18 protein-coding genes are annotated in these 23,098 nt (G+C 46.5%); 8 read left to right on the forward strand and 10 right to left on the reverse strand.

What is annotated here, in order from left to right:
* From CLC91_RS13285 to CLC91_RS13295, 3 genes are all read right to left on the reverse strand, one after another.
* Complete coding sequence (locus CLC91_RS13285; RefSeq protein ID WP_005458449.1) at positions 1-216, reverse strand: helix-turn-helix domain-containing protein; 216 nt, start codon at positions 214-216, stop codon at positions 1-3.
* Positions 217-488: 272 nt separating this feature from the next.
* A complete protein-coding gene (locus tag CLC91_RS13290) occupies positions 489-2,231 on the reverse strand; it encodes a DUF927 domain-containing protein (RefSeq protein WP_095500550.1) in 1,743 nt (580 codons plus the stop codon).
* Positions 2,218-2,460: a helix-turn-helix transcriptional regulator gene (locus CLC91_RS13295; protein WP_095500551.1), complete on the reverse strand. Its 243-nt coding sequence runs from the start codon at positions 2,458-2,460 to the stop codon at positions 2,218-2,220. Before CLC91_RS13295 ends, CLC91_RS13290 begins: the two co-directional genes overlap by 14 nt.
* Positions 2,461-2,852: 392 nt before the next feature.
* On the opposite strand from CLC91_RS13295, the gene CLC91_RS13300 reads away from it, so the two are divergent.
* Both CLC91_RS13300 and CLC91_RS13305 read left to right on the forward strand, forming a co-directional pair.
* On the forward strand, positions 2,853-4,166 hold the full coding sequence (locus CLC91_RS13300) for an ATP-binding protein (protein ID WP_095500552.1): 1,314 nt from the start codon (positions 2,853-2,855) through the stop codon (positions 4,164-4,166).
* Positions 4,167-4,930: 764 nt separating this feature from the next.
* Entirely contained in the window at positions 4,931-6,025 is a 1,095-nt protein-coding gene (locus tag CLC91_RS13305; protein WP_095499391.1) for an ADP-ribosylglycohydrolase family protein, read from the forward strand.
* A gap of 73 nt (positions 6,026-6,098) precedes the next feature.
* On the opposite strand, the gene CLC91_RS13310 is transcribed toward CLC91_RS13305, so the two are convergent.
* Entirely contained in the window at positions 6,099-7,115 is a 1,017-nt protein-coding gene (locus CLC91_RS13310) for a linear amide C-N hydrolase (protein WP_095499392.1), read from the reverse strand.
* A 125-nt stretch (positions 7,116-7,240) separates the two neighbouring features.
* Here CLC91_RS13310 and CLC91_RS13315 point away from each other — a divergent pair, with 125 nt between their 5' ends.
* On the forward strand, positions 7,241-8,119 hold the full coding sequence (locus CLC91_RS13315; protein WP_158220747.1) for a LysR family transcriptional regulator: 879 nt from the start codon (positions 7,241-7,243) through the stop codon (positions 8,117-8,119).
* A 58-nt stretch (positions 8,120-8,177) separates the two neighbouring features.
* Here CLC91_RS13315 and CLC91_RS13320 read toward each other — a convergent pair whose 3' ends face one another.
* Positions 8,178-9,380: an MFS transporter gene (locus tag CLC91_RS13320; protein ID WP_095499471.1), complete on the reverse strand. Its 1,203-nt coding sequence runs from the start codon at positions 9,378-9,380 to the stop codon at positions 8,178-8,180.
* A 157-nt stretch (positions 9,381-9,537) separates the two neighbouring features.
* On the opposite strand from CLC91_RS13320, the gene CLC91_RS13325 reads away from it, so the two are divergent.
* On the forward strand, positions 9,538-10,419 hold the full coding sequence (locus CLC91_RS13325; protein WP_095499394.1) for a LysR family transcriptional regulator: 882 nt from the start codon (positions 9,538-9,540) through the stop codon (positions 10,417-10,419).
* 555 nt (positions 10,420-10,974) lie between these two features.
* A complete protein-coding gene (locus CLC91_RS13330) occupies positions 10,975-12,060 on the forward strand; it encodes a DcaP family trimeric outer membrane transporter (RefSeq protein WP_095499395.1) in 1,086 nt (361 codons plus the stop codon).
* Positions 12,061-12,137: 77 nt separating this feature from the next.
* Here CLC91_RS13330 and CLC91_RS13335 read toward each other — a convergent pair whose 3' ends face one another.
* Positions 12,138-13,307, reverse strand: coding sequence for an MFS transporter (locus CLC91_RS13335; RefSeq protein ID WP_095499396.1), 1,170 nt, complete (start codon positions 13,305-13,307; stop codon positions 12,138-12,140).
* Between the two features lie 108 nt (positions 13,308-13,415).
* Between CLC91_RS13335 and CLC91_RS13340 the strand changes: the two genes are divergently transcribed.
* The 3 genes from CLC91_RS13340 (at position 13,416) to CLC91_RS13350 (ending at position 17,125) form a co-directional block, all read left to right on the forward strand.
* A complete protein-coding gene (locus CLC91_RS13340; protein WP_095499397.1) occupies positions 13,416-14,345 on the forward strand; it encodes a LysR family transcriptional regulator in 930 nt (309 codons plus the stop codon).
* Between the two features lie 191 nt (positions 14,346-14,536).
* Positions 14,537-16,090, forward strand: coding sequence for an AbgT family transporter (locus CLC91_RS13345; RefSeq protein WP_095499398.1), 1,554 nt, complete (start codon positions 14,537-14,539; stop codon positions 16,088-16,090).
* A 108-nt stretch (positions 16,091-16,198) separates the two neighbouring features.
* Positions 16,199-17,125: a YeiH family protein gene (locus CLC91_RS13350; protein WP_095499399.1), complete on the forward strand. Its 927-nt coding sequence runs from the start codon at positions 16,199-16,201 to the stop codon at positions 17,123-17,125.
* Here the strand turns inward: CLC91_RS13350 and CLC91_RS15000 are convergent.
* The 4 genes from CLC91_RS15000 to CLC91_RS13370 form a co-directional block, all read right to left on the reverse strand.
* Positions 17,122-17,292, reverse strand: coding sequence for a hypothetical protein (locus CLC91_RS15000; RefSeq protein ID WP_158220748.1), 171 nt, complete (start codon positions 17,290-17,292; stop codon positions 17,122-17,124). The genes CLC91_RS13350 and CLC91_RS15000 overlap by 4 nt on opposite strands.
* A gap of 152 nt (positions 17,293-17,444) precedes the next feature.
* Positions 17,445-18,662 (reverse strand): phosphoenolpyruvate carboxylase, encoded by a 1,218-nt coding sequence (locus tag CLC91_RS13360; protein ID WP_095499401.1) that lies wholly within the window; start codon positions 18,660-18,662, stop codon positions 17,445-17,447.
* Positions 18,659-19,294: a hypothetical protein gene (locus CLC91_RS13365; RefSeq protein ID WP_179287582.1), complete on the reverse strand. Its 636-nt coding sequence runs from the start codon at positions 19,292-19,294 to the stop codon at positions 18,659-18,661. Before CLC91_RS13365 ends, CLC91_RS13360 begins: the two co-directional genes overlap by 4 nt.
* On the reverse strand, positions 19,291-22,980 hold the full coding sequence (locus tag CLC91_RS13370; RefSeq protein ID WP_158220749.1) for an ATP-binding protein: 3,690 nt from the start codon (positions 22,978-22,980) through the stop codon (positions 19,291-19,293). The genes CLC91_RS13365 and CLC91_RS13370 overlap by 4 nt, the downstream gene beginning before the upstream one ends.
* Positions 22,981-23,098: the final 118 nt, after the last annotated feature.

The following is a 23,098-nucleotide window of genomic DNA, read 5'->3' on the forward strand; positions in this document are numbered from 1 at the left end:
TTAGCCCTGTCTATCGCTTGGCATTTTTTCCAATATATCGCTCAATGGGCAGTTAAATAAATCGCATAGCTTATCGAGCGCTTCTAAGTCCACCTTGAGCGCGGTTTCTTTGTAAAGTAGCGTGACGGTGGTACGGCTTAGGCCGGTTTCTCGCATCACGTCGCTAATGCGCATTTTTCTCTCGCCCATTAAACGGGCTAGATGGCAGCGGATCATGCTCTCTCCACGGTGTTTTCTTAACCATAAACTTGGGGATTTTTCACTGTTGCTTACCCTACCACGATTATGATTATTCTCAACTTATTTGAGTTAAAACCAAATAATTGAGCGTATTTGTTATTCGTTCGGTGCTGGTTGTTGGTACGCTAGCGGTTCACGGGAATGCCTCTAGCGGTATTGTCTGCGTTGGACTTCAAACATCGCTAGCTATTTATGTTGACTGGCGGTTCACTGCAAGTCGACAAGCCCACACAAGATTAATCGCCTCGTTAGTCATCCAAAATACTGCCTTTAACACAGTACATTCGTGGGCGGGTGTTGTCGGGCAGGCTGACTTTTCGCTGTGGTCGGTTGCCATCGGGGATTAGGTAACCTGCGGCTATCAGCGCTTTGGCGGCGCGATCTGGGCTTAGGCCTTCGGTGGCTTCACGCCAGCCAGTTGGGTAAAACAGGTAGAGGGTTTGTGGGCCGGTGACATCTATCCACCCTGCTCGTTGGCGTACTTGGCTGCTGTAACCAATTTGTTTAGGCGTAAAGCGGCTTTCGCCATGCTGCTCAATAAAGCTGCGCACTTGGCGAATGGCTTGTTGATCTTCATTGGCGGCTACACCACCGCGAGCAAGTATCCATTGGTTAAGCTGGCTTAAACAGGCGGCTTCGACACTTTGGGTTGGCCAATCGAGCACCTTGGCTTGAATGGCTAACAGGCCTGCGCTAGCCAGTAAGGCAAACTTTTCGGCTACTCGGCGCACTTGGCCGTCAGCCTCGGTTGGTAAGCTAGCTAAAAAACGTTGGCGTACGTTTTGGAAAACGGGTCGCACCTGTGCGCCGTGCTGCGTTAAATACCGTAACCAGTCCAAGGACAAGCTGCCGTAATGTTGGCGACTTTGCTGTTTTAGGTGGTCAGCTAAATCGGCGGCGTTCATACCATGGCTCTGGTTAAACACGCCCATTTGCGCTCCAGCATCGGCACTGAGATCAATCACGCGCACTTGCTGGCCGGCTTTTACGCGCTTGCCGATACTGGCAAGATGGCTTTCAAGCGTCACTTCGCCAGTGGATAAAAACACCAAGCGCCAACGGGCGGGTAAGCGCATTTCACCGTATTTGCCTGCTCGTGTTTTACCCTGACCATTGGCAAGCATATAAGCGACATCGCCCGCCTCTTTTGGGTCAACTTCGCCCATTTCATCGAGCGCCAGCAAGGCATCGTTATGCGCTAATGCTGTGCCTTCTAAACCGTTGGCCGTGGCACGCCAACTATGGCGCAATTGATTAGGCTCGCCCCACACCGATAACGCCGGATACAGCGCCGCAGTTTTACCAGTACTGCTGGCACCGTAGAGGTGTAAACCAAAACCATCCACTCCGCACAAGTGCAACAAAGGCGCGGCCAGCGCAGCGCAGACACCAACGATTAATAGCGGGTTATCCAGACAATAACGGCCAACGTGCTGCCGCCAACTGTCGCTACTACCTTGTTGAATAAAGCCTTCTATCGGGTGCATGGTTTGCAGCACCATGCGCGGGTTGTTGCTGTGTTCGCTTGGGTAAAAGGTGAGGCGCGGATGCACATAAGCGTGGTGATGCCAGCCAATACAGTTCACGCTGATGGCCTTTTGCGTGGCCAGCTCGCCCATTTGTTGAATAAACAGGGAGAGCAACTGCCGCGCTTTGACACTGTTACTCAGCCGCATGCCTCGGCTGAGTAGGATTCGGCGGTACTCGCTGCCGTCTCCGGCCAATAGTTCTGCGGGCATGGCCCAATAGCGATGGCGATTGTCATCGTCTAACCAGTGCAATAAATAGCCGTAGTTGTCCCCTTGCGGATCGCGGGTGCGAGCAGCAACTTGCAGCCAAGAGCAGATTTTGACTGGGCTATCTTGCCCTGCCGGTTGCATCACCAGCCAGTTTTGCGCGTTATAGGCAAAACCAGCCGGTAATGTTGGTGCGTTGCTATGCATTTCACTGGCAGGTAACGGGTTTGATGCTGATGCTTTATCCACGGCCATAAGTAGCACCGATACGGCGGGTTTCAATCCACTGGTCGATATCGCTTTCTAACCAGCCCACGGCACGCGCACCAATACGAATGGATCGCGGAAATTCACCGTTGGCCATCAGGGCATAAATGGTGCTGCGGCCAAAGCCTGTTTTGGCCTTTACCTCGGGCAAGCGCAAAATCCGCTGCTGACGCGCTGGGTGTACTAAGTTTGTGGGTGACTGTGTGGTTGGGCTCATCGTTTGCTTCCTCACTGATCTGTTAAGTTCAGTTAGGAGTTTGCCAGTACTAAACGGACGCAGTAGGCAAATAAATGCCCAGATCGTGCAGCTTTCTGAGGGTACAAGTAGCTACTTGCCCCAGAATTTACATAATGCCCCAAGTCATAAATACCCTGTGGGCAGGGTTAGTGTGTGCCTAAGTGGCGTGAACTAAGGCTTTGCCCATATTGTCCCAAATGCCCAAAGGGTAAGTGCCCAAAGCCATCTCAAAAGGGAAAGCCTTGCCCAACGATAACGCCATAACACTTTTATGCGCATAAAAATGTAAAATTCCGCACTTTTATGCGCGTAAAAGTGTAGACTGAGTTATACTACAGGCAGTTAACAGTCTTAATTGGCGGGAAATGACAATGCAGCGCAACTTACTCAACGCCCTAATAGCATGGAAAAGTCAACCTGTGCGCAAGCCATTATTGATCGATGGAGCAAGACAAACAGGTAAAACCTATCTACTGCAAGAGTTGTTTGGGAATACCTTTGCCAACATCCTTCGTATCGACTTCCTTGAAAACCCAGCTTACAAAGAAGCGTTCGATGGCTCGTTGTCACCTGACGAGCTAGTAATGAACATTGAGTTGTTAACCAACCAAGCGTTCAATCCAGACACCGACTTGCTGATATTAGATGAAATTGGCGAATGTGAACGAGCTGTAACTTCGCTGAAGTATTTTGCCGAAAAAGCACCGTCCTATTTTGTCGCAGCCAGCGGTTCAAATATTGGTTTGCTCAACACCTTCCCTGTGGGCAAGGTAGAACAATACAATTTACGACCACTGACCTTCCAAGAATTTATTTACGCATCCAACGAGCAAGCACTGATCAAAGCATTTGATAGTCAAGCAAGCACACCGGCGGTGCACACTAAATTGATGGATAAACTAACCGACTATTTTTTTACCGGTGGTATGCCGGAAGCCGTTTCTGCTTGGTATCAGTTTAAGGGTTCAAGCATTCTAGAGCGTGTTGAAAAAGTCACAAAAATTCATGCCGATTTAGTTGAAGGTTATCGCCGCGATTTCGGTAAGTACGCGGGCAAGGTCGATGCCACACTGATTGAATCGGTGTTTAATAGCATTCCAGCCCAGCTATCACTTGTCAGCGATGAGTCAGTTAAACGCTTTAAATTTAAGCATGTGCATGAGCGTAAATCTCGTTATAGCGATTTTGAAACCGCGATCCATTGGCTTAACTGCTGCCGCTTAGCTTTGCCAAACTACCCTATTGAAGGATTACCTAAATCTCCGTTGGCGGCCTATAAAAAAGACAATATGGTTAAACTATTTCTGTTTGATGTGGGCCTGCTCAATCATATGCTGGGCAGCAGTTATAAAGAGATTAAGCAACAAAACTATGAATACAAAGGCTATGTGGCTGAAAACTTTGTGCAACAAGAGCTCACAGCTATTGGCGTTGACCCAAGCTATTCATGGAATGACGCCCGCGCCGAAATCGAATTTATTTTGGCGACCGATGAAGGCGATATCATCCCTGTGGAAGTCAAAAGTGGTAAACGTACAAGAGCAAAATCGTTGGCATCCTACGTTGAAAAATGTACTCCAAATAAAACCTTTAAGTTAACGGGTACACAAGGCTCTTCAGCGTTAGAACAAACCAATATCGTGATGCCTTTGTATTTCACGCAGTATTTACCAAAGAGGTGGTAAAAGCGCGTTGCCTAGCCCCGAAGGTCTACACAAAGTTACCTTAGGGATAACAATTTGTAGACCTGATGCTTACCATTCGACACTCAGTCTTATCTCTCTTGGATACCATAGTATCCATATTGAGCTTATTTCTATTAAAATGGACATCATAATGTCCATTTCAGGCTAAGTGAGCTTTCTGCTGACTCATTACTATCGCGTAGAACCAGTGAAAAAATGGCAAAGCTATGTTGACGGAAATCGTGCTCGATAAAGCCCTTCAAAACTGCTATGTTTTAGCTCTAACAGCAGCATAAAAACGGCACTGTTTTTCCATTGCTAACCACTAAGATTTAGTAAAAGCCATAGGCAAGTGGTGGGCAGTTTGGTGGGCAAACAGGCATTTTTGAACGGTTTCTTTTCGATAACTCGTTGAGTTTGTTAGGTTCTAGGCCGCTACTCAATGAGCAGATCCAGAACTTGGAATAACATCTGTTGATGTAGCGACCGAATCCTTGAAAGCCCTGTATTTACAGGGCTTTTTAATATCTTATTGCGTGGGCTTAGTAAGCTTGGTCGGTGGATTCCAACAGTAAACTACATAAAAACTACGTACTTCTATACACGAATCATAAGATATGTATAATTTTTCGTATTATCTATACATATAAGTGTTTAAATGTATGAATAGACCTGCCTTTCCTAGTTCGTAAAATCCCCAACCTCCCCCAAAACCATGATAACCTAACCAGCAAGGCCTCCACATATTGCCAAGGAACCTCAAAATGGACTTACCTACTAACTTACGCTTTCAAGCCTGCTTGCTAGGCGGCGCCATTGGCGATGCTTTCGGTGCTGCTGTCGAGTTTATGTCTCGCGACCAAATTCTTGCTCAGTACGGTCAAGACGGGGTTACTGATTTCATTAAAGCCTATGGCAAAATTGGCGCCATTACCGACGATACGCAAATGACCTTATTTACCGCTGAAGGTCTGCTTAGAGCTTGGGTTCGAGGTAAAAATAAAGGCATAACGACTGAAGTTGGCTGCGTTGGCCATGCTTATTTGCGCTGGCTGTACACCCAAGGCTATCAATCTCCCTACCGCGATGACTATTACACACCCAACGGCGTACTTTGGAATACGTCGGAGCTTCACAGCCAGCGCGCTCCTGGCAATACCTGCTTGCAAGCACTGCAAGATATGAAAACCTACGAAACCTTTGCCGTAAATAACAGCAAAGGCTGCGGTGGCGTTATGCGGGTGGCTCCAGTTGGGCTTTATAGCCACGTACTAAAGCGTCGCCCTGAAAAATGCTTTGAGCTCGCCAGCGATGTTGCTCATTTAACCCACGGCCATCCTACGGGTTATTTAGCCTCTGGTGCATTTGCTGTGATCATTCAAGCGCTTCTCGAAAACCAATCCCTTGAGCAGGCTTGTCAGCTAGCGCTCTTTTTGCTTGCTGGTTACCCTGAGCATCAAGAAACCACAGCGGCCATTAACCTCGCCTTAACACTCAGTAAAACCAATATTCCTCCTCACCAAGCCATTATCACCCTCGGTGAAGGCTGGATTGCCGAAGAAGCGCTAGCTATTGGCATTTATTGCGCCTTGGTGGCGGATAACTTTAAAGACTTGATGTCCATAAGCGTATCCCACAGCGGTGATTCCGACTCCACCGGCTCAATCGCTGGTAATCTTTGGGGGGCGCAATACGGTTTAGTTGACTGCCCTAGCGAATGGCTTGAACAGCTTGAGCTGAAATCACTGATTGAAACTATAGCCACCGATTTAGCTGAATTTAGCGAGTGGAATATTGGGATGTATAGTAAAGATCAAGAGCTCGATGAGCGCATTTGGGAAACTTATCCTGGGCATTAAAACTGTTATTCGCACGTGAGTGGCTCGAAAAAAGGTGAGCGCTTCCAGACCACTAGAAGCGCTCGTTTTATTCTTACTTAACTTTTATTGTGTTATAGCTTGATACTGAGTTAAACAAGGGTTCACTTTGATAGCTCACTTGCTCGAAATCGATGCTATCTAGATCCACTTTGCGAACATTCATGTTGTCGTACGTTCTAAAGTAGTAGTCTTTATTGGCGATATCCACGACGTTAGAGTATGAAGTGAATTGCGGCGTATTTTCCGCAGCAAAGCGCCAGTATAAAGCTCCTTGTGGAATATCAACGGCGTTTATCATACTCCAAGCACGATTAACCGCATCAAAGTCCGACTTCACTAGCGATAAGTCCATTGTGTAGTTAAATGCCACCATTTTTTGGAAGCGTCCGATGGACGAATAATCAAAAGCGGCAAAATTCTCTTCCGACAATTGCGTCTTTGCATTGTCATAATCAGTGCCATCAATAAAGCTGTTAGCAAGCGCTACTTGAGTGTCGTAGCTTGGGTCATTCGTCATTACGCCTAACGTATTTTCGGTTATCACTGGGTAACCCGTGCCATCTAAATACTCCACTACAATGGCTTTGTTACCGTCGTTGAAGGCGTAGTGCATGCCAAGGTGCATACCGTCTACCACATCGTAGGCCGCAACCGCGACTTTTGTTGATTCCAGTATCTCAATGACTTCATCTACGGTTTTAGCTTGGCCAAGAACAAAACCGACAAGGTCTCCAGAGCGAATGTCGCCACTGCCTTCTGCTGCAAATTGCGCAGTAGCTAACGCTAGCGCTTCACCGCTTACGCCGTGCTCATTCAGCGCAGAGCTAAAAAGCTCTTCACCGTGGCTTATTCCAACGAATCCATATTCGCTCGTGAATTTACTAAAAGCGTGATTGCGCGGGACGATGGTCATTTGACCATTAAGCTCACCCGGCCACTCCATGGTGCGTCCAATAAAGGTGTCACCCTGTTCTGATTGAAAGTGAAAGTTGGTACAGGCCTGAGCTGCTGATATCGACATGGCTGCAATGGTTGTTGCAATACATAATTGAGCGATACTTTTCTTCATGGCTATCTCCTAGAGTCGTTCATAAACGGGTATTGGTTAATTCGGAGACTATTTTAAATGGGTTTTTAACTTTCTATGAATCGTATAGAATGGAAATAATCCTTCCATATGAAATTGCTTTGACGATGAATTATTCCTTTGATCAGCTGCAAGCCTTTATCACCAGTGTGGAACAAGGAAGCTTTAAAAAAGCCGCAATGCTTTTAGGTAAACACGCCACCACAGTTAGCCAGCAAGTCGCTATGTTAGAAATCGATACCGACCTTACTTTATTCGACCGCAAGGTACGAAAATTGGTATTAACAGAAAGTGGGGCTGGTTTTTATAAATATGCTAAACCGGTGCTAAACGAGCTAGAGCAGCTGCATGCCAAAGTCACCAGTATGACAGCTCTGGCGCCACAACAGCTGCGAGTAGGTATTGAAAATACGGTGCGTCACAACGACCTGCTAAATTGCGCCAAGCTCACCCAAGCCGCTTTTCCCGGCTTACAATTGTCGATTCATTCCGGCGATCCTTTGCAACTGGTTGAGCAACTAACACAACACCAAATAGACGTTGCCGTAAGCAACACCGTATTTCAGCAGTTTAGTGGCGTTGACAACAACCCAACATTTAATTTTGAGTTGGCCTGGATTGCTAGCAAAAGTTGGCTAGGTGGCGAGAGCACGATTGATTCCAATCAACTGCGTCAGCATACACAGCTTGTATATCAATATGTGAACCAATCCCCACAGCTTGCAGGACATATTTACAGTAATCACACCATGTCAGTGCAAACATTAGAAGATATCGTTGAGTTAGTAGGGCTCGATTGTGGATGGGCAATTGTACCAAAATACAGAGTACAACCATGGTTAGAACGCGGCGAAGTCTCTATATTCCAACCGAGTGACATTAAGCCTGTGTATTGGTATGCCGAGGTATTCACACTTCCTAATAGCGAACAAAACCCCGCAATTCAGCATTTTGTAGAGCACGTTAAAGAGCTTGCTGACCGATAGCCTTCAGCAAATGGGGACGTACCCCACTTATCCACAGGGGTACGTCCCTAGTCCATAATTAACTAGCAACCTGGTGCACAGGTTTTAACGCAGTCGCTATAGCGGCCTTTTTATCTAATTGGCCAGTAATAAAAGTCGCCATTAACGCACCAAGGATTACCAAAGCCCCAACCCAAGGTGTGGTCATAACTCCAGACTGAGCAACAATATGACCGCCTCCCCAAGAGCCTAGTGCAATGCCAACGTTGAAAGCTGCGATATTAAGGCCTGACGCTACATCTACAGCCTTGGGAGAATGCTTCTCTGCAATTCGAACCACGTACAACTGTAATGCTGGAACATTACCGAAAGCGAACGCTCCCCAAATCAAAATGGTGAGTACCGCTGCGATGGGACTATAAGCGGTAAAATTAAACGCTACCAATACCGCAGCCAAACCGACAAAAATGACCTTTAACGCGTTTACCGGCCCCATTTTGTCAGCCATCTTACCACCCCAGATATTGCCAATAGCAACGGATACGCCGTAAACCAGCATGATCAAACCGATAGCGCTTTCCCCAAAGCCAGTAACGGTTTGTAAGATAGGCGCTAGGTAGGTGAAGGTTACAAAAGTACCGCCATACCCTAACGCGGTAATGGCATATACGAGGAGTAATCTCGGCTGAGTGAGCACGCTAAGTTGTGATGACAAACTTGCGACTGGCGGTTGTTTAAGGTTATTTGGCACCAATAATGCGCTTCCAATTAAAGCGACTAACCCCAAGCCGGCAACAATCAAGAAAGTGGTTTGCCAGCCAAAGTGCTGCCCAATATAGGTTCCTAAAGGTACACCGGTCACCAATGCTACGGTGAGCCCGGTAAACATAATAGCAATGGCGCTGGCGGCTTTATCTTTAGCCACTAACCCTGTTGCTATGGTTGAGCCGATGGAGAAAAAGACACCATGGGCTAAACCGGTTAGGGTGCGGGCAATGATCAAGCTTGAGTAACTGGGCGCTTGCCATGCCATAAGATTACCAAGCACAAACAAAGTCATCACGGCTAAAAGTAGCTGTTTGCGTTTCCATTTACCGGTGAGCGCAGTTAATAACGGCGCTCCAATAGCCACCCCTAATGCGTATAGACTTACCAGCAAACCCGCTGAAGGTAGGGATACACCCAAATCTGACGCCATCGTAGGCAAAAGGCCTACAATAACGAATTCTGTGGTCCCTATTGCAAACGCACTCAAGGTTAACGCGAATAATGCTAACGGCATAAATAAGTCATCCAATTTTGAATATAAGAAAGTTGAAGCTCTGAACATTAAGTGGACGCATTATTCCTAAATTTAATCTTGTTAAAAACAGTGAAAATAACAAATAATTTTTGTAAATTATGCAAAGATATGTCGGGTAATTTTGGAGAATGATTGAATGAGAACTCGCTCTGATGATCTCGAAATCTTCTTAGCTGTTGCGGATCTTGGCAGCTTTTCCGCCGCGGCTAACATCCTGAACATTCAGGTCGCAAAAGTATCACGCTCCGTAAGCAAGTTAGAGATTCAGCTTAATACCTCGCTGTTCAATAGAACCACAAGGCGCGTTGAGCTTACCAATGAAGGCCGACTATTTGTGGATAAAATTCGGCAAGGAATTCAAATAATTGAGCACGCAGAGGAAGATATCGCTGCTTTGCAAACAAAGCCAAAAGGAAAGCTTAGGGTCGATGCAGCCAGTCCATTTGTACTGCATCAGTTAGTGCCATTGGTAGCTGAGTTTGGCTGCCAATATCCTGAAATCGAGTTAGAGCTTACTTCAAACGAAGGTTTTGTCGATCTCATCGAGAAGCGCACGGATGTCGCGATTAGAATAGGGCCTCTAGCAGATTCCACGTTACATGCAAAACCCTTAGGTACAAGCCGTTTGCATATTGTTGCGTCTCCAGACTATCTGGCTAAGCATGGAACCCCTTTGTTGGAGTCTGACTTAATACGCCACAAGTTGATTGGCTTTACCGAGCCCAAAACGCTGAATTATTGGCCGCTATCAGGCAAAAAAGAAATACAACCAAGTATCTCCTCGAGTAGCGGAGAGACGGTAAGAAAGCTCGCTTTGCTGGGCAACGGGATTGCGTGTTTATCCGGCTTTATGATCAATAAAGATATAGCCAAAGGGACACTCGTATCATTGCTCGAAGATCGTAAACTGCACAACACTGACCGAGAGAAAGTAAGTGCTGTATATTATCGTTCCTCTAATATTTCAAGTCGCATTGCAGTGTTCATCAACTTTATCGAATCCAGGCTAACGCTATAGCTAAATAATGAAGAACTGTGCCACACAAAGACAACACAAACTTGTTGCATCGACACACATCAACAAGTGAAGACTTATCAGATACTAAATTCATCGGATAACGGACTCGTTATCCAACCAAATCTCCCTTGCTAATGTGATTAGATTTATTTAGGCCTCAATTATTGAGGCCATTTTTTTGCCTGCGATTTATCCACAGGGGTACGTCCCCTCCGCAAACGGAGCAAGCGAAAAAGGGTACGTCCCCCAGCATTGATAGGCGCCACAAATCTTTAACAGTAGTTACAATCCAGTTAACAACTGCATCCTGATCACAGCAATTTTTGTTAAGCCAGATCACACCAAAAGTAAATTCTTGCAACTCGTCACTAACGTAACCCTTAACATTCGATGCTGTTCAAATATCCGCTCTAAAATTGCTCTGCCTTGACCGCGAGCCGCTTGTAATAAAGCCTGCCGCGACAATATTTTTCAGCATAAAAGCACTCGTTTGAACGGGTTTCAAACCAAAGTGCAAAAAATGAAATGATCATTTCCTATAAAGGGTAGAGAGTAATGAAGTCAACTCTAACTAAGTTATCCGTTGCGATCAGCGCAACCCTGTTATCCACCTCTGCATTAGCTAACTTCGATTTCGATCTTGGCAACGACCGTTCATTAAGCTTTGGCGGGTACGTAAAAGCCGATGCTCGCTATGTATCTGGTGACGTAGCCTATGGCGACCAATGGCTTGGTAACGGCACTGTACTTGCTGAAGATGCATCTCAGTTCCGTATTTTCGCTAACGAAACTCGACTGAACACCAAGTACACTGACGGTGACGTGAGCGGCTTTGTTGAAATGGACTTTTTCGGCGCGGGCGGCAACGAAGTCATTTCTAACTCTAAAGGGCCACGTTTACGTCATGCGTTCGTGAGCTATAAAGGCTTATTGGCTGGTCAAACTTGGACCACCTACATGAACACGAGTGCTATTGCTGAAACCGCTGATTTCGGTACCACCATGATGGGCATTTCTTTTGTTCGTCAAGGCCAAATCCGTTACACCATGGGCGCGTTCCAAGTCGCTTTGGAGAACCCTGAAAGCTACGGCGTTAACACCGACGCTTCTACACCAAAGCCTGATCCTAAGAACGACGGCCTGCCAGACGTTATTGGTAAATACACCTTAAACGCTGACTGGGGTAACATCTCGATTTCTGGTGTTGCGCGTCAGCTAAACACTGATGATGGCAAATCGCATACCACCATTGGCGGTGGTATTGCAGGTAAAATCAATACCTTCGGTAAAGATGACGTTCGCTTCCAGGCTCACTACGGCGAGCTAGGCCGCTATGTAGGTACAACGGTAGCACCGGATCTTTACAACGGTAAAGCAGAAACAACAACGGCCTTTAACGTTGCTTATCGCCATTTCTGGACCGAAACCATGCGCTCTACTGCCATCTACGGTTACGGTAAAACGGATGAAAGCAATCGCAAAAACACCCATTGGGCCGTTAACGTATTTGACAACCTAACGCCTAAACTCGCGGTTGGCTTTGAAGTTGGTGAAATGAACGTGAACGATCCGACTCAAGCGGTAAATAACGGCAAAGGCAGTTCATACTACGGTCAGTTCTCTATGAAGTACGCCTTCTAAGCGAACTTAGAAACCGTATGTACCAAAAAGCCTTTGCACAGTAGCAAAGGCTTTTTTATTGGCGGCAAGCGTAAACATTACGAGCTGGCAATTACCGCTTCTTTTTTATTTGCAATGGCAATCAAGACTAAACCAAATAAAGGAACAACAATCGCAGCGAACGGAATCATACCGGCGCCATATTGACTGTCCAGCACCGCACCACCTAAAAACCCACCAAATGCATTGGCTAGGTTAAACGCTGAGATATTAGCGGTACCCGCCAATTCTTGACCGTCACCGCCGTGATTCATTACCCGAAGCTGCATCGACGGAACGTTCGCAAACGCCGCAACACCAAACACAAATACCGCGGCCACAAAGGCGTAAGAATTACCTTCTAGCAAGCCCACCAAGACCAATGAAGCGATCATGGCACTCGCCCAAAACATGGAAGCTTTCGCTAGATTTTTATCGGCAGAGCGAGCCCCTAAACTGTTACCGAGAATTAACCCCAACCCAGCTACCACTAAAATCCAAGTCACAGCATTGCCTTCAAAGCCCGCAATGTGACTCGCAATCGGTGCGATATAGCCGTATAGGGTCATGAAGCCAGACCAAGCCAAAGCAGTAATAGCAAGACTCAATATTAACAACGGGTTTTTAAACGCCGCCAGTTGCTGCTTGACGTTTTTAGCTTCGGAGTGGCTATCACTGCGAATAGCGGTCAAAATAAATCCAAAAGCAATGATACCCAACACGGCTACAGTAATAAAAGTGCTGTGCCAACCGTACTGCAAACCCACCCAAGTGCCTGCAGGAACGCCCAGCACGTTGGCAAGCGTTAAGCCCGCGAACATTTGCCCAACAGCACGTCCTGCCATTTTTTCAGATACTAAACCGGTGGCGACCACGGCTCCAATGCCGTAGAACGGCCCTTGCACCAAACCGGTTATCGCTCGACTTAGCAGCAAGATTTCGTAGTTCGGAGCAAATACCGACATTAAATTGCCAACAATAAATAGCACCATCAATCCAAGGAGAATGCTTTTCTTGTTAAAGCGCGCCAAGTAGATGGTCAAGATGGGGCCCCCAATTACGATGGCGAGCGCATAGGCACTAATTAAGTAACCTGCTTGGCCTTCGGTAATGGTAAAAGCGTGGGCAATTTGAGGTAGTAGACCGGCTATCACAAACTCGGCGGTACCAATGGCGAAAGCTGATAAGGTCAAAATCCAGACCTGTAAAGGCATACGTTCGCTAGTCATAATTCATACTCATTCAATTCAAACTAATGAATCCAGTATATTATTTTTACTTTTTAAGATAATTACCCTATAAATAAAATAATTATTCCGAAAAAAGAAACAATGCACATGAACAAACTGGCGGATATGGCGCTATTTGTCACCATCATTAATCAAGGATCACTGGCAGCAGCCGGTAAAGAGCTGAATTTATCTCCTGCCCGAATGACTGCTCGCCTCCAAGCGCTCGAGCGCACACTAGGAGTTAAGCTAGTAAACCGCACTACTCGCCAACTCGCCATTACCGATGCCGGCAATATGTACTACCAGAGCTGTGTCGAGATACTCGAGCGCGTCTCTATGGCTGAGAGTCAATTACAACAAAACGTACAACAAGCTAAAGGAAGTTTGAAAATTGCAGCTCCCAAGGACTTAGGAAAGCAGTACATATTACCCTTATTGGATGCATTCGTTGAGAAGCATCCCCAAGTAATCCCTCACCTCTATTTCGACGATCACATCGACAACATAGCCAATGCGGGGGTTGACGTGCTGATTCGATACGGTGAAATGCCCGATAGCTCTTTTATTTCTAGAACCCTAGCGAAGAGCCAGCGATTGCTGTGTGCTTCGCCTAAATATTTAGCAAAGTATGGCACTCCAAAGCATCCTGTAGACTTGCACTCTCATCAGTGTATTGCCATGCTGCGAAGCCACGAAGAGTTGAGTAACTGGCATTTTCACAGCAGCGACAACAGCAGTCGGGTCACGCTGCAGCCCAATCGTTTTAGCGACGACGGTGAAATTGTTCGATTGTGGGCATTGCAAGGAAAAGGCATTGCACTTAAATCTAAACTCGATGTACAACAGGACATAGAACAAGGCCGCTTGCTTACCATTCTTGATGATTATATGACTGACTTTGACTTGTCCAAATCACAGTCCAGTGCCGATTTACACTTAGTGTACTTGAATCGTCAGTACCAACCCTACCGGATACAATTGTTCATACAATTCTTGGTAAAAGAGTTTCAACAAAGGTTTAAGATAAACAAATAGAACGGCGCAGCGATAAATATCATAACTCCGATAACGTTTCTCTAATCACTTTTACATGTGCTATGCACTTTGTGTGATCAATGGCGGGCAAATTAGACAATATTGAGCATTTTGCGAACTTTCATGGCACTATCTATGCAGAACAATACATTCATAATAAGCAACATCAACACTAGCAACGGAAAATAACAATGAGCGCTAATCAACAACCTCAGGCTAACGCCAATAGCGGTTTAGCACGAGTACTCGACGGCATTGAAAAAGTCGGTAATAAACTGCCCGATCCAGCCATTCTATTCTTAAGCCTAATGGTGGTAGTTTGGATTGTCTCCGCCTTACTTTCCTTCGTCTCGTTCAGCGAAATCGACCCAAGAACGGGTGAAGCGGTGGTTATTCACAATCAGCTTACCGCTGAGAGCTTAACCAACTTTTTAACCGGCATGGTAACGACCTTTACCTCATTCGCACCATTAGGTGTGGTGCTAGTTGCTATGCTTGGTGTTGGTGTCGCCGAGCATTCCGGTTTTATTAATACCGCCCTTAAAAAAATGCTCAAAGTAACTCCGCTTAAGCTGCTGACTCCTGCAGTTGTGATTGTGGGCATTCTTTCGCACACTGCAACCGATGCTGGCTACGTGGTTGTAATTCCACTATCTGGGGTAATTTTTTATGCCGTTGGTCGACACCCAATAGCCGGTATTATGGCGGCGTTCGCAGGCGTTTCAGGTGGTTTCTGTGCTAACTTCATTCCATCGGCAATTGATCCCTTGCTGCAGTCATTCACCCAAGCCGCTGCCCAAACACTTGATCCAACGGTACAGCTTAACCCGCTAAATAACTGGTTCTTCGCGGCGTCATCCACATTACCGATTGTGGCCATCATTTGGTACTTGACCGACAAAATCGTTGAGCCTCGCCTTAATAAAACCACACCATTAAATGACGATATTGATGCTCCAGCGTTTGAAGAAATATCGGAAAAAGAAAATAAAGCGTTCCGTTTAGCCAGTTTAGCCATGCTTGCCGCTATGGGGCTGGTGGTAGGTTTAGCATTGCCTGAAGGCTCGACATTGCGCGACGAAACCGGCTCATTGACCAACTTTACGTCACCCTTGATGCAAGCCATTGTGCCGCTTATCTTCATTTTCTTTGTTATTCCTGGCGTCGTATTTGGCTACGCCAACGGCACCTTTAAGTCGTCGGCGGACATCATTACCTCAATGAGCAAAGCAATGGAAGGCATGGCCGCATACATTGTCATGGCCTTCTTCTGCGCCCTCTTTATCGCAGCCTTCGCTCAATCGGATCTTGGGGTGTTATTGGCTGTAAAAGGCGCGAACTTCCTGCAATCTTTAGGTATGCCTGCTGGCGTAACGATTGTCGGTTTGGTCTTCTTGGTGGGCTTCGTTAACCTGTTTATGGGGTCAGCCTCCGCCAAATGGGCGCTTATTGGGCCGGTGCTTGTGCCAATGCTTATGGCACTGAACATTTCTCCGGATTTAGCACAGGCGGCTTATCGCATCGGTGACTCCTCCACCAACATTATTACTCCTCTAATGCCGTACTTCCCATTAGTGGTGGTTTATTGCCAGAAATACGTTAAGAGCACCGGCATTGGTACTTTGATTGCCGCAATGCTTCCTTACTCAATCGCCTTACTGATTGCTTGGACGGCTTGGCTACTTATCTACTGGACCATTGGTTTGCCACTTGGTCTCGGTGCAAGTTATACCTATGGCTTATAAATAGCCGCACAAAAAAGCGCCAATTGGCGCTTTTTTTATCGCTTTGCTAGGGCGTCAATGCTATTCCGTTTATACTGGCGCTCATTACCCGCTCCTCCATGAGTTGTTATGCAAGCTGCCATTCGCCAATATCCGCATTTTTTTGTAATCGCACTCATTTGCTTGATCCCTATCGTATCATCGCCGGTGGCGTTAATAGTGGGCATGGTGCTGGCACATTTGGGTTGGGCCCCGAAATCGGCGCAACTGGCAAAGCCAACGAAACTGTTATTATCAGTGTCTATTGTTGGCTTAGGTTTTGGTATCCATTTAGACAGCGCAATTGAGATGACGCAAACTCACCTTGGGTTAATCATCAGCTCGATTGTCGCGACCTTACTGTTGGCTTTTATACTGACTAAAACAATGAAAATAGACCCTAAAAGTGGCTATCTCATTGGCGCTGGCACGGCCATTTGCGGAGGTAGCGCTATCGCAGCAGTTGCACCCGCAATCGATGCTAAACAACAGCAAACAGCATTAGCATTAGCTACCGTATTTATTCTGAACTCCATTGCCTTATTTGTATTTCCGGTTGTTGGGCACTTGCTGGATCTATCGCAGCAACAATTTGGCATTTGGGCGGCTATCGCTATACACGACACTTCTTCGGTTGTAGGAGCGGCTTCTTCCTATGGCTCTGAAGCTCTGACAACCGCAACCACTGTCAAACTCGCCCGAGCATTGTGGATCATTCCATTGGCCTTTATCAGCGCATTATTATTTGGTGGCAGCAGAAATAAAATAAAAGTGCCGTGGTTCATTGGCTTCTACTGCCTAGCAATCGCCATTAGCTACTATTTCCCAGCAGCCGAGCAGGCATATCAATGGATATTCGAACTGTCAAAACGCTTATTAGTGGTGTGCTTAATGCTGATAGGCGCTGCAATTACCGTGCAACAGATGCGTCAAGCGGGTGGAAAAACCTTATTACTCGGGGTGATGTTATGGTTGGCCATCAGTTGCGGCTCACTCCTGTATATCATGCATCATTAACTCAGCTTGTCGCCACGGCTTTTCGCAGCCCTTAACCACAACAAATAGACCACACCGATAAAGCCCACCAGCTCGATAACGGCGCGAGTGAGATCCTGAGTAAAGTAGGCGGCAATAACCACGAACAACACCCAAGCTAACAATAAATAATCTAAGCTTTTGAGCAAAACGCCCTCGAACATATACCCTATTTAGCCAACATTATTAGCCCATGTTCTTAGGCTGCTCCAATAGTATTTTGCTCTAAGAAATAATGGATGGGTCTAAACAAGGCTTTCAGAACGATGGGTTGAGCTAGGTTGCTGCTTAGTAAACTGCATTACCGCAGCCCCATTTCAACGTCTTTAATCACAAAGTTGCCGCTGTAATCCGGGTGCGATTCTCCGTGTTTGTCGATTGCAAAATAAGCTTGTTCCGATAAGGTAAGCCCTTCGTAACCGGCGATCACCTGATAGAGCCACAGTTCACCGTCAAAAGGGTAGTTTTTCTGTTCTAAGAACGCCAGTGCAGAGGTGTTTTGGCCCGACTCAATGACATGGCAAAAATAATCGTCCACGGCCTGTTTTATGGGCTCGGCCTGCACGTTAATCAGCTGCTGTTGCTCGAGTTCAAAGGTTTGGGCTTTGCGTTTTTCCGACGAGTTTGCCAGCTCTGAAACCCGTTTTAATTTAGCGACAATCTCCAACAGTGATTGCTGATGATCGATTTCATTTACGTTGATCGCCGCTGGTTGTATAAATGACGTCGCTTGATTGAAAAGATCATTCGGTATGGGTTCAGCGGTATAATCTCGAATGCGGTAATCCGGATTTTGGCTCACAAACAGGGTGAATCCTTTCAGTAACTGGCTTCGTTCCAGATGTTCTCTAAACTGCCCTAATAACACCAACAGTCGACTTTGGGCCGAATTCAATTCATGGCTGACTTTAGCGTGACTGCGCTGCAAAGATACAATCAATAAACGGCGCAGCTCTCTATCGCTTCCGGCAAGCTCAGCCATTTCATCAAATCGAATCAACTCCAACTGATCAAGCAATTCGTCCACTTGGCTCTGAGCCAATTGGTTTTCACGGATTTTCGCTGAAACCGTCGCCACATAGCCAAACTCATTGTGAATTCGGTTCCATAAGCCTCGCACCGAGCGTTGCAAACTCTCCGTTAACCCGTAGCGAGCTTCCGCCAATTCTTCTAGAAAAATATCCGCTTCTCGATAACTGCTGCGATGAAGCGCCTCTTTATAGTTAGCCACTAAGGTGCGAATAACTGCCAATCGACTGCCAATATTCGCGTCAACCTGACGCCCTCGCTCATCCGCCAGTCCCGATTCCAGCAACTGTCGAACACTCCGGCGCAAGCGCAAATCTTCACCCGCTTCTGGGCGCCATAATATTTGCGCATCCATGAGTTTTTTTAGCTGAGACGGCGTTAATTCAAGCTCGGAAATATGACCATTAAGATAAGCCTTCATAATCACTTCAGCGTGATTACTCAGTATCTTAAGCAGTTGCACGCCGGCACCGTGAAGTGGGTGGCTCACAACAAATCTCCTTGAGTGGCTGAGGTTTCGGCTTGCTGGCTTAGCGCTAAGTGTTCATTTTCATCAATGTATTTAATGACATCGAACACATAATCAACTTTGCCGGTGGCGACAAAAATCTGCTTGTCATCATTGGGTTTGAGCAGATACCCCAGCTCAACTAAGCGCTTAAAAATCAGCTTTAACTGGGCATCGATGCTGGTCGCAGTGGAATTGAATAATGGATATCGGGCAATTTTAGCCAATGCTTCATTGAAGGCTGGGGTGTCCTCAATAACACCTTGCAGTTCATTCAGTCGGACCAGATCTCCTTCGCTCAGTGGTGCATTATGACCCAAGCTTTCTTGGACTAACACCAACCACTCCACCAGCGGCAGCAAGCTTGCCGAAATGTCTTTAAACTGCTGATTCAACGCTCGGCGCTCCGAACTGCCGATTTGCTGATAAGCGCAAAATAGCACATCGCCACTGCTACTCGAGGCAAGGGTCCGATTAAACAGGTTCAGCTGAGTCTCTATGTCCCGCTCATTAGCCGCAACTTGCAGATATTCAAACGACTCCTCGTCACTGGTACGACATATAAACTGCCCCGCTAATAGAGCTTCTAATACTTTGCCTTTGACGCTTTTCAATTTAGCGCTCCTTGCTCTTTCAATGCTCGCTTGGCCGCAATTCGTTGGCTGAGCTCACTCACAACAGGCTCCACCGTTTGCAATCGACGCGTTTGCTTATCGATAAGATAGCGATTATCAAACAAGTTCAGTACTTCAGATTCGGGGTTCGGGAAGGCACCGACAACGGTGATATTGTTGTTTTTACAAGCGTCGAATATCTTTTTAACGTTGTGATTAGCCAAGGTCCCTATTTCGTCAATGGGCCAATGAATGATCACTTGCGAGTCGCCTCTTAACAATCGAGTAAACGCCAGCAAGAACTTACATAAAATAAGATACGCCATACCATGACTGGAAGATTCGTTTAACTGCTTATCGGTGCGAATAAGCAGTTGGCTGTTACCCTCGGTCAAATGAAGCTCTACATCCAGTAATTGGCTAATGCCCGCTTGCGTTACCGCTCGACCTAATATGTCCAACACTCGCTTAATGCAATCGCCGTATTCTTGATCCGGCAATTGAGACTCGCTATGTAACAACCAATGCTCATGCAGCTTAGAGAATCGCTGCAACTCTGGCCAGAATTCGAGTTCGCTAATGCGTGAGCGGATGTTAACTGACGAATCGGAAACGCCCTCTAAGTACAACTCTTGCTCCACCGCTTGAGAAATTCTGCGGCTTTGCTGAGCAATCGCTTTATCAATATTCTGCAGAACAGAGTAATACTGACTTAAGGTATTCCCGAGATTTCGACCTTGAGTCCGCAAGGCTTCCCGTTTTTGTGGAATCAACTCATTAATAAGCTGCTCGAGGCGCGTGACCATAACTTCAATTTTAAGTCGTAACACCCCTAGCTCGTCGGTTTCATAGCAATCGCTGCGGCTGCGTTCCCAAAAATCAGCAAGGCTGGTGCCGGCTTTTAGACCAATTCGATTGTCAAAATTTCTCAAACTTTGCTCGAGCATATCGGTTAATTGCTGGTGCTCTCGATGCAACTGCTGAGCTTCAGAAATTCGCTGCGTTACGGTTTGCTTCTCAACATGCGCATCCTGAGCCAAATCCAATTTGCCTAACTTAGCGAGCAATTCATTAATCTGCAGCAAGGTTTCTTGAATGTGGGATATACGAGATTCCCATTGTGCAATGTTGCTTTTGGCAGTTGTCTGAGCGGCTTTGAATGCGGCCATACCTTGTTGTTGTTCGCTGTCGCATTGAGCGACTCGTTGTTTTGACTGAGCAAACGCTTGTTGCAACTCAGACTTTTGCTCGACAAAGGTATGTTGATACCAGCGGTTGAACTCAAAAACCGCTTCTCTGTATTGAATCGTGATATCGATATTTGCTTTAACTTCGGCGATTTGCTGCTTAAGTTCGGATATTGCGTTAGCATCCACATCTTTAGCCGCTAACTCTGCTTCAAACCACTGACTGATTTTTTTCCGTTGAGATTTGGCATTACTATTGTTCTCTTGATGCTGGCTTTCTAAATTATCAAGTTGAGCCTGAATGTCGCCACACACTTGCTGCCAATGTAACTGCAGGTCTAATTTCTGCTCGCCAAATTCTTGGGTTAATTGCTCTATTCGCTGTTGCTTTTGCTGCTCTACTTTAGACAAGGTCAGTTTCTGCGCATCAAACAAGGCTTCTGCTTGACGCTTACGCTGACGCAGCGCTTCACTGAGCTCGTGCTGCAGTTGCCGTTGAGCTTCTTGCAAACGTTGTCGTTCAGAGGTTTTCATCTGCAACGAGCTGCCAACTTTAGTGACCGCTTGTTGTTGCTGTCGTACCTCATCATTTAACTGTACAAGTGTCTGCTCCACTTCCTTTTGCGCATTTTCAGCCGCTTGCAGATCTTGGTTGGCAACCTCTAATTGCTGTGCCAGCTCTGCTTCCGAACGGGCAAAGGAGGGCTCCTCAATGTGCCCTAACTCCAGATGAACCCCGCCAAATGCAGCGACCTGCGGGCTATCACTATCAATCAGTACTGGACTAAGATCTTTGCGCTGCAACAACCTAGGATCGATGGCTTTTCCAAGTTGCTGTTGCCAACCAGGCGCTTGCTGACGTAAAAACTCCAACAAGGTACCATCACCTGGATACAACAAACTTTGAACCTGCTGTTGTTTGACGAGCGCTTGCTGGCTCTTATCTCGAGCAAAGTCCAGCTCCCGTTGTTGCAGCTGCTGTTTATCTTTTAATGTGCGCAAATCGGATTCTGCTTGATCAAACTCTTGTCGCAGTGCGTCCTCGTCAATACCGGCTTGGTCAACATTAGCTTGCATGACCTTGGCCTCGGTTTGCTCACTGGCAGTTGGTCCGGCAAGGCTGATTCCTGAACGCAGCCGTTCGAGCTCTAACTTGCTATTATGCAGCTGCTCGTCAAATTCTTGGTGGCAGGTTTGTAAGTGCTCACCTTGCTTGCTTAACAGCTCTTGTTGAGCATCAGCTGCTAACCCTTGTTGTTTGGTTAACTGCTGTTGAAAGCAATTTCGGTCTTTATTTAGCTTGTCCTGTTGCCGATTTAGCCGTTCGGCAACTTCCGCGACTCTCTGGTTATACGCGGCTTCAATGTCTTGATGCTGTTCGGTCAATAACGAGTAGTTTTGTTGCAAACCCTCAAGTTCACTCTGCCATTGGCCCAATTTATCTAAGTTCAGCTTATGGGTTTCTATGTCTTGATCTTGCCAATGGTCGTACTCAGCTTCGATTCGGTCCAGCGCCTTGTCGATGCTATGCTCGTCGGCTTTTGCGTCCGATAGGTTTTGCGACAGCTGGTTACGCTGCTCGTCCCAACTCTGCTCAAGCTGCTTTAATTGCGTTTTCGCGTCAGTATTTTGAGTCTCAGACTCGGTTTTATCGGTGATAAGCTGTTGTTTGTCTAACTCCAACTGATGGTATAGCTGTGCCAGTCGAGTTCGAGTTTGTAGGCGCTGCTGATTCTGCTGCTGAACATGAGTAAACTCTTGATTTAACACATCGAAGTCGCGAATGAGCTGGCACTCATTGATCCAACTATCCACTTGATTTCGGCTGAGTGTAGATACCGGAGTCTGCACCCCATCCTCTTCCAAAATAGCGGCAATCATTGCCTTGATGGTTTCCATCTTACCTTCACGACTATGGACGGCTCTTATGAGCTTTTCGATGTGTCGCAACGAATGATGGTTTTCGCTTAAACTGAAGGTTCGAGCCTGAGCTAATAAGTGGCGCTTATCAGAGCTGCGATTAAGGGTGGCGCGATCATTCTGAATAACACCGCGATACTCTTTATTATTGAGTAAGTTAGAACACTCAATTTTATTCGCTCTAAATCGCCTTACTACCTCGGCTGCTGCGATAGATTGAGCGCTACCAGTGATGTCTTTTTCAACAAAGTCCTCGAGTACAAAAGCACTGTCGACAAATCGATAGGCAACGCCATTACCCGATGCTGTAAGCACCGCCATACAGGTTTGCTCTGAACCTCGCTGATATTCATAAATGATAAAACTGGATTCGCGAGGCAAATACCAAGCTTGAAAGCTGTCTCGTGTGGCTGGCACGACTCGACTTGGAGCTTCACCATAAAACACCGGCAGCAAGCGTTGCAAAGTGGTTTTTCCTGAGGCGTTTGTACCACAAATATTGGTGTGACCGTTGACCTTGAGTTCGACCACGCCAGGCAAATGCGTATCGATGAGCAATATCCGTTTAAGACTAAGCATGTTGTCCATTCGTTATCATATGTTCTTTGTTTATCATACCGCGACCGACTAAATTTACTAGCAACAAGTGTGAGACCTTTGATCTTGGCTTGAGCTATCAAGTATCATCGAAACCATG

Origin of the sequence: Paraferrimonas haliotis, from assembly GCF_002282895.1 — a bacterium.
In the GTDB taxonomy this organism is placed as follows: Bacteria; Pseudomonadota; Gammaproteobacteria; order Enterobacterales; family Shewanellaceae; genus Paraferrimonas; species Paraferrimonas haliotis.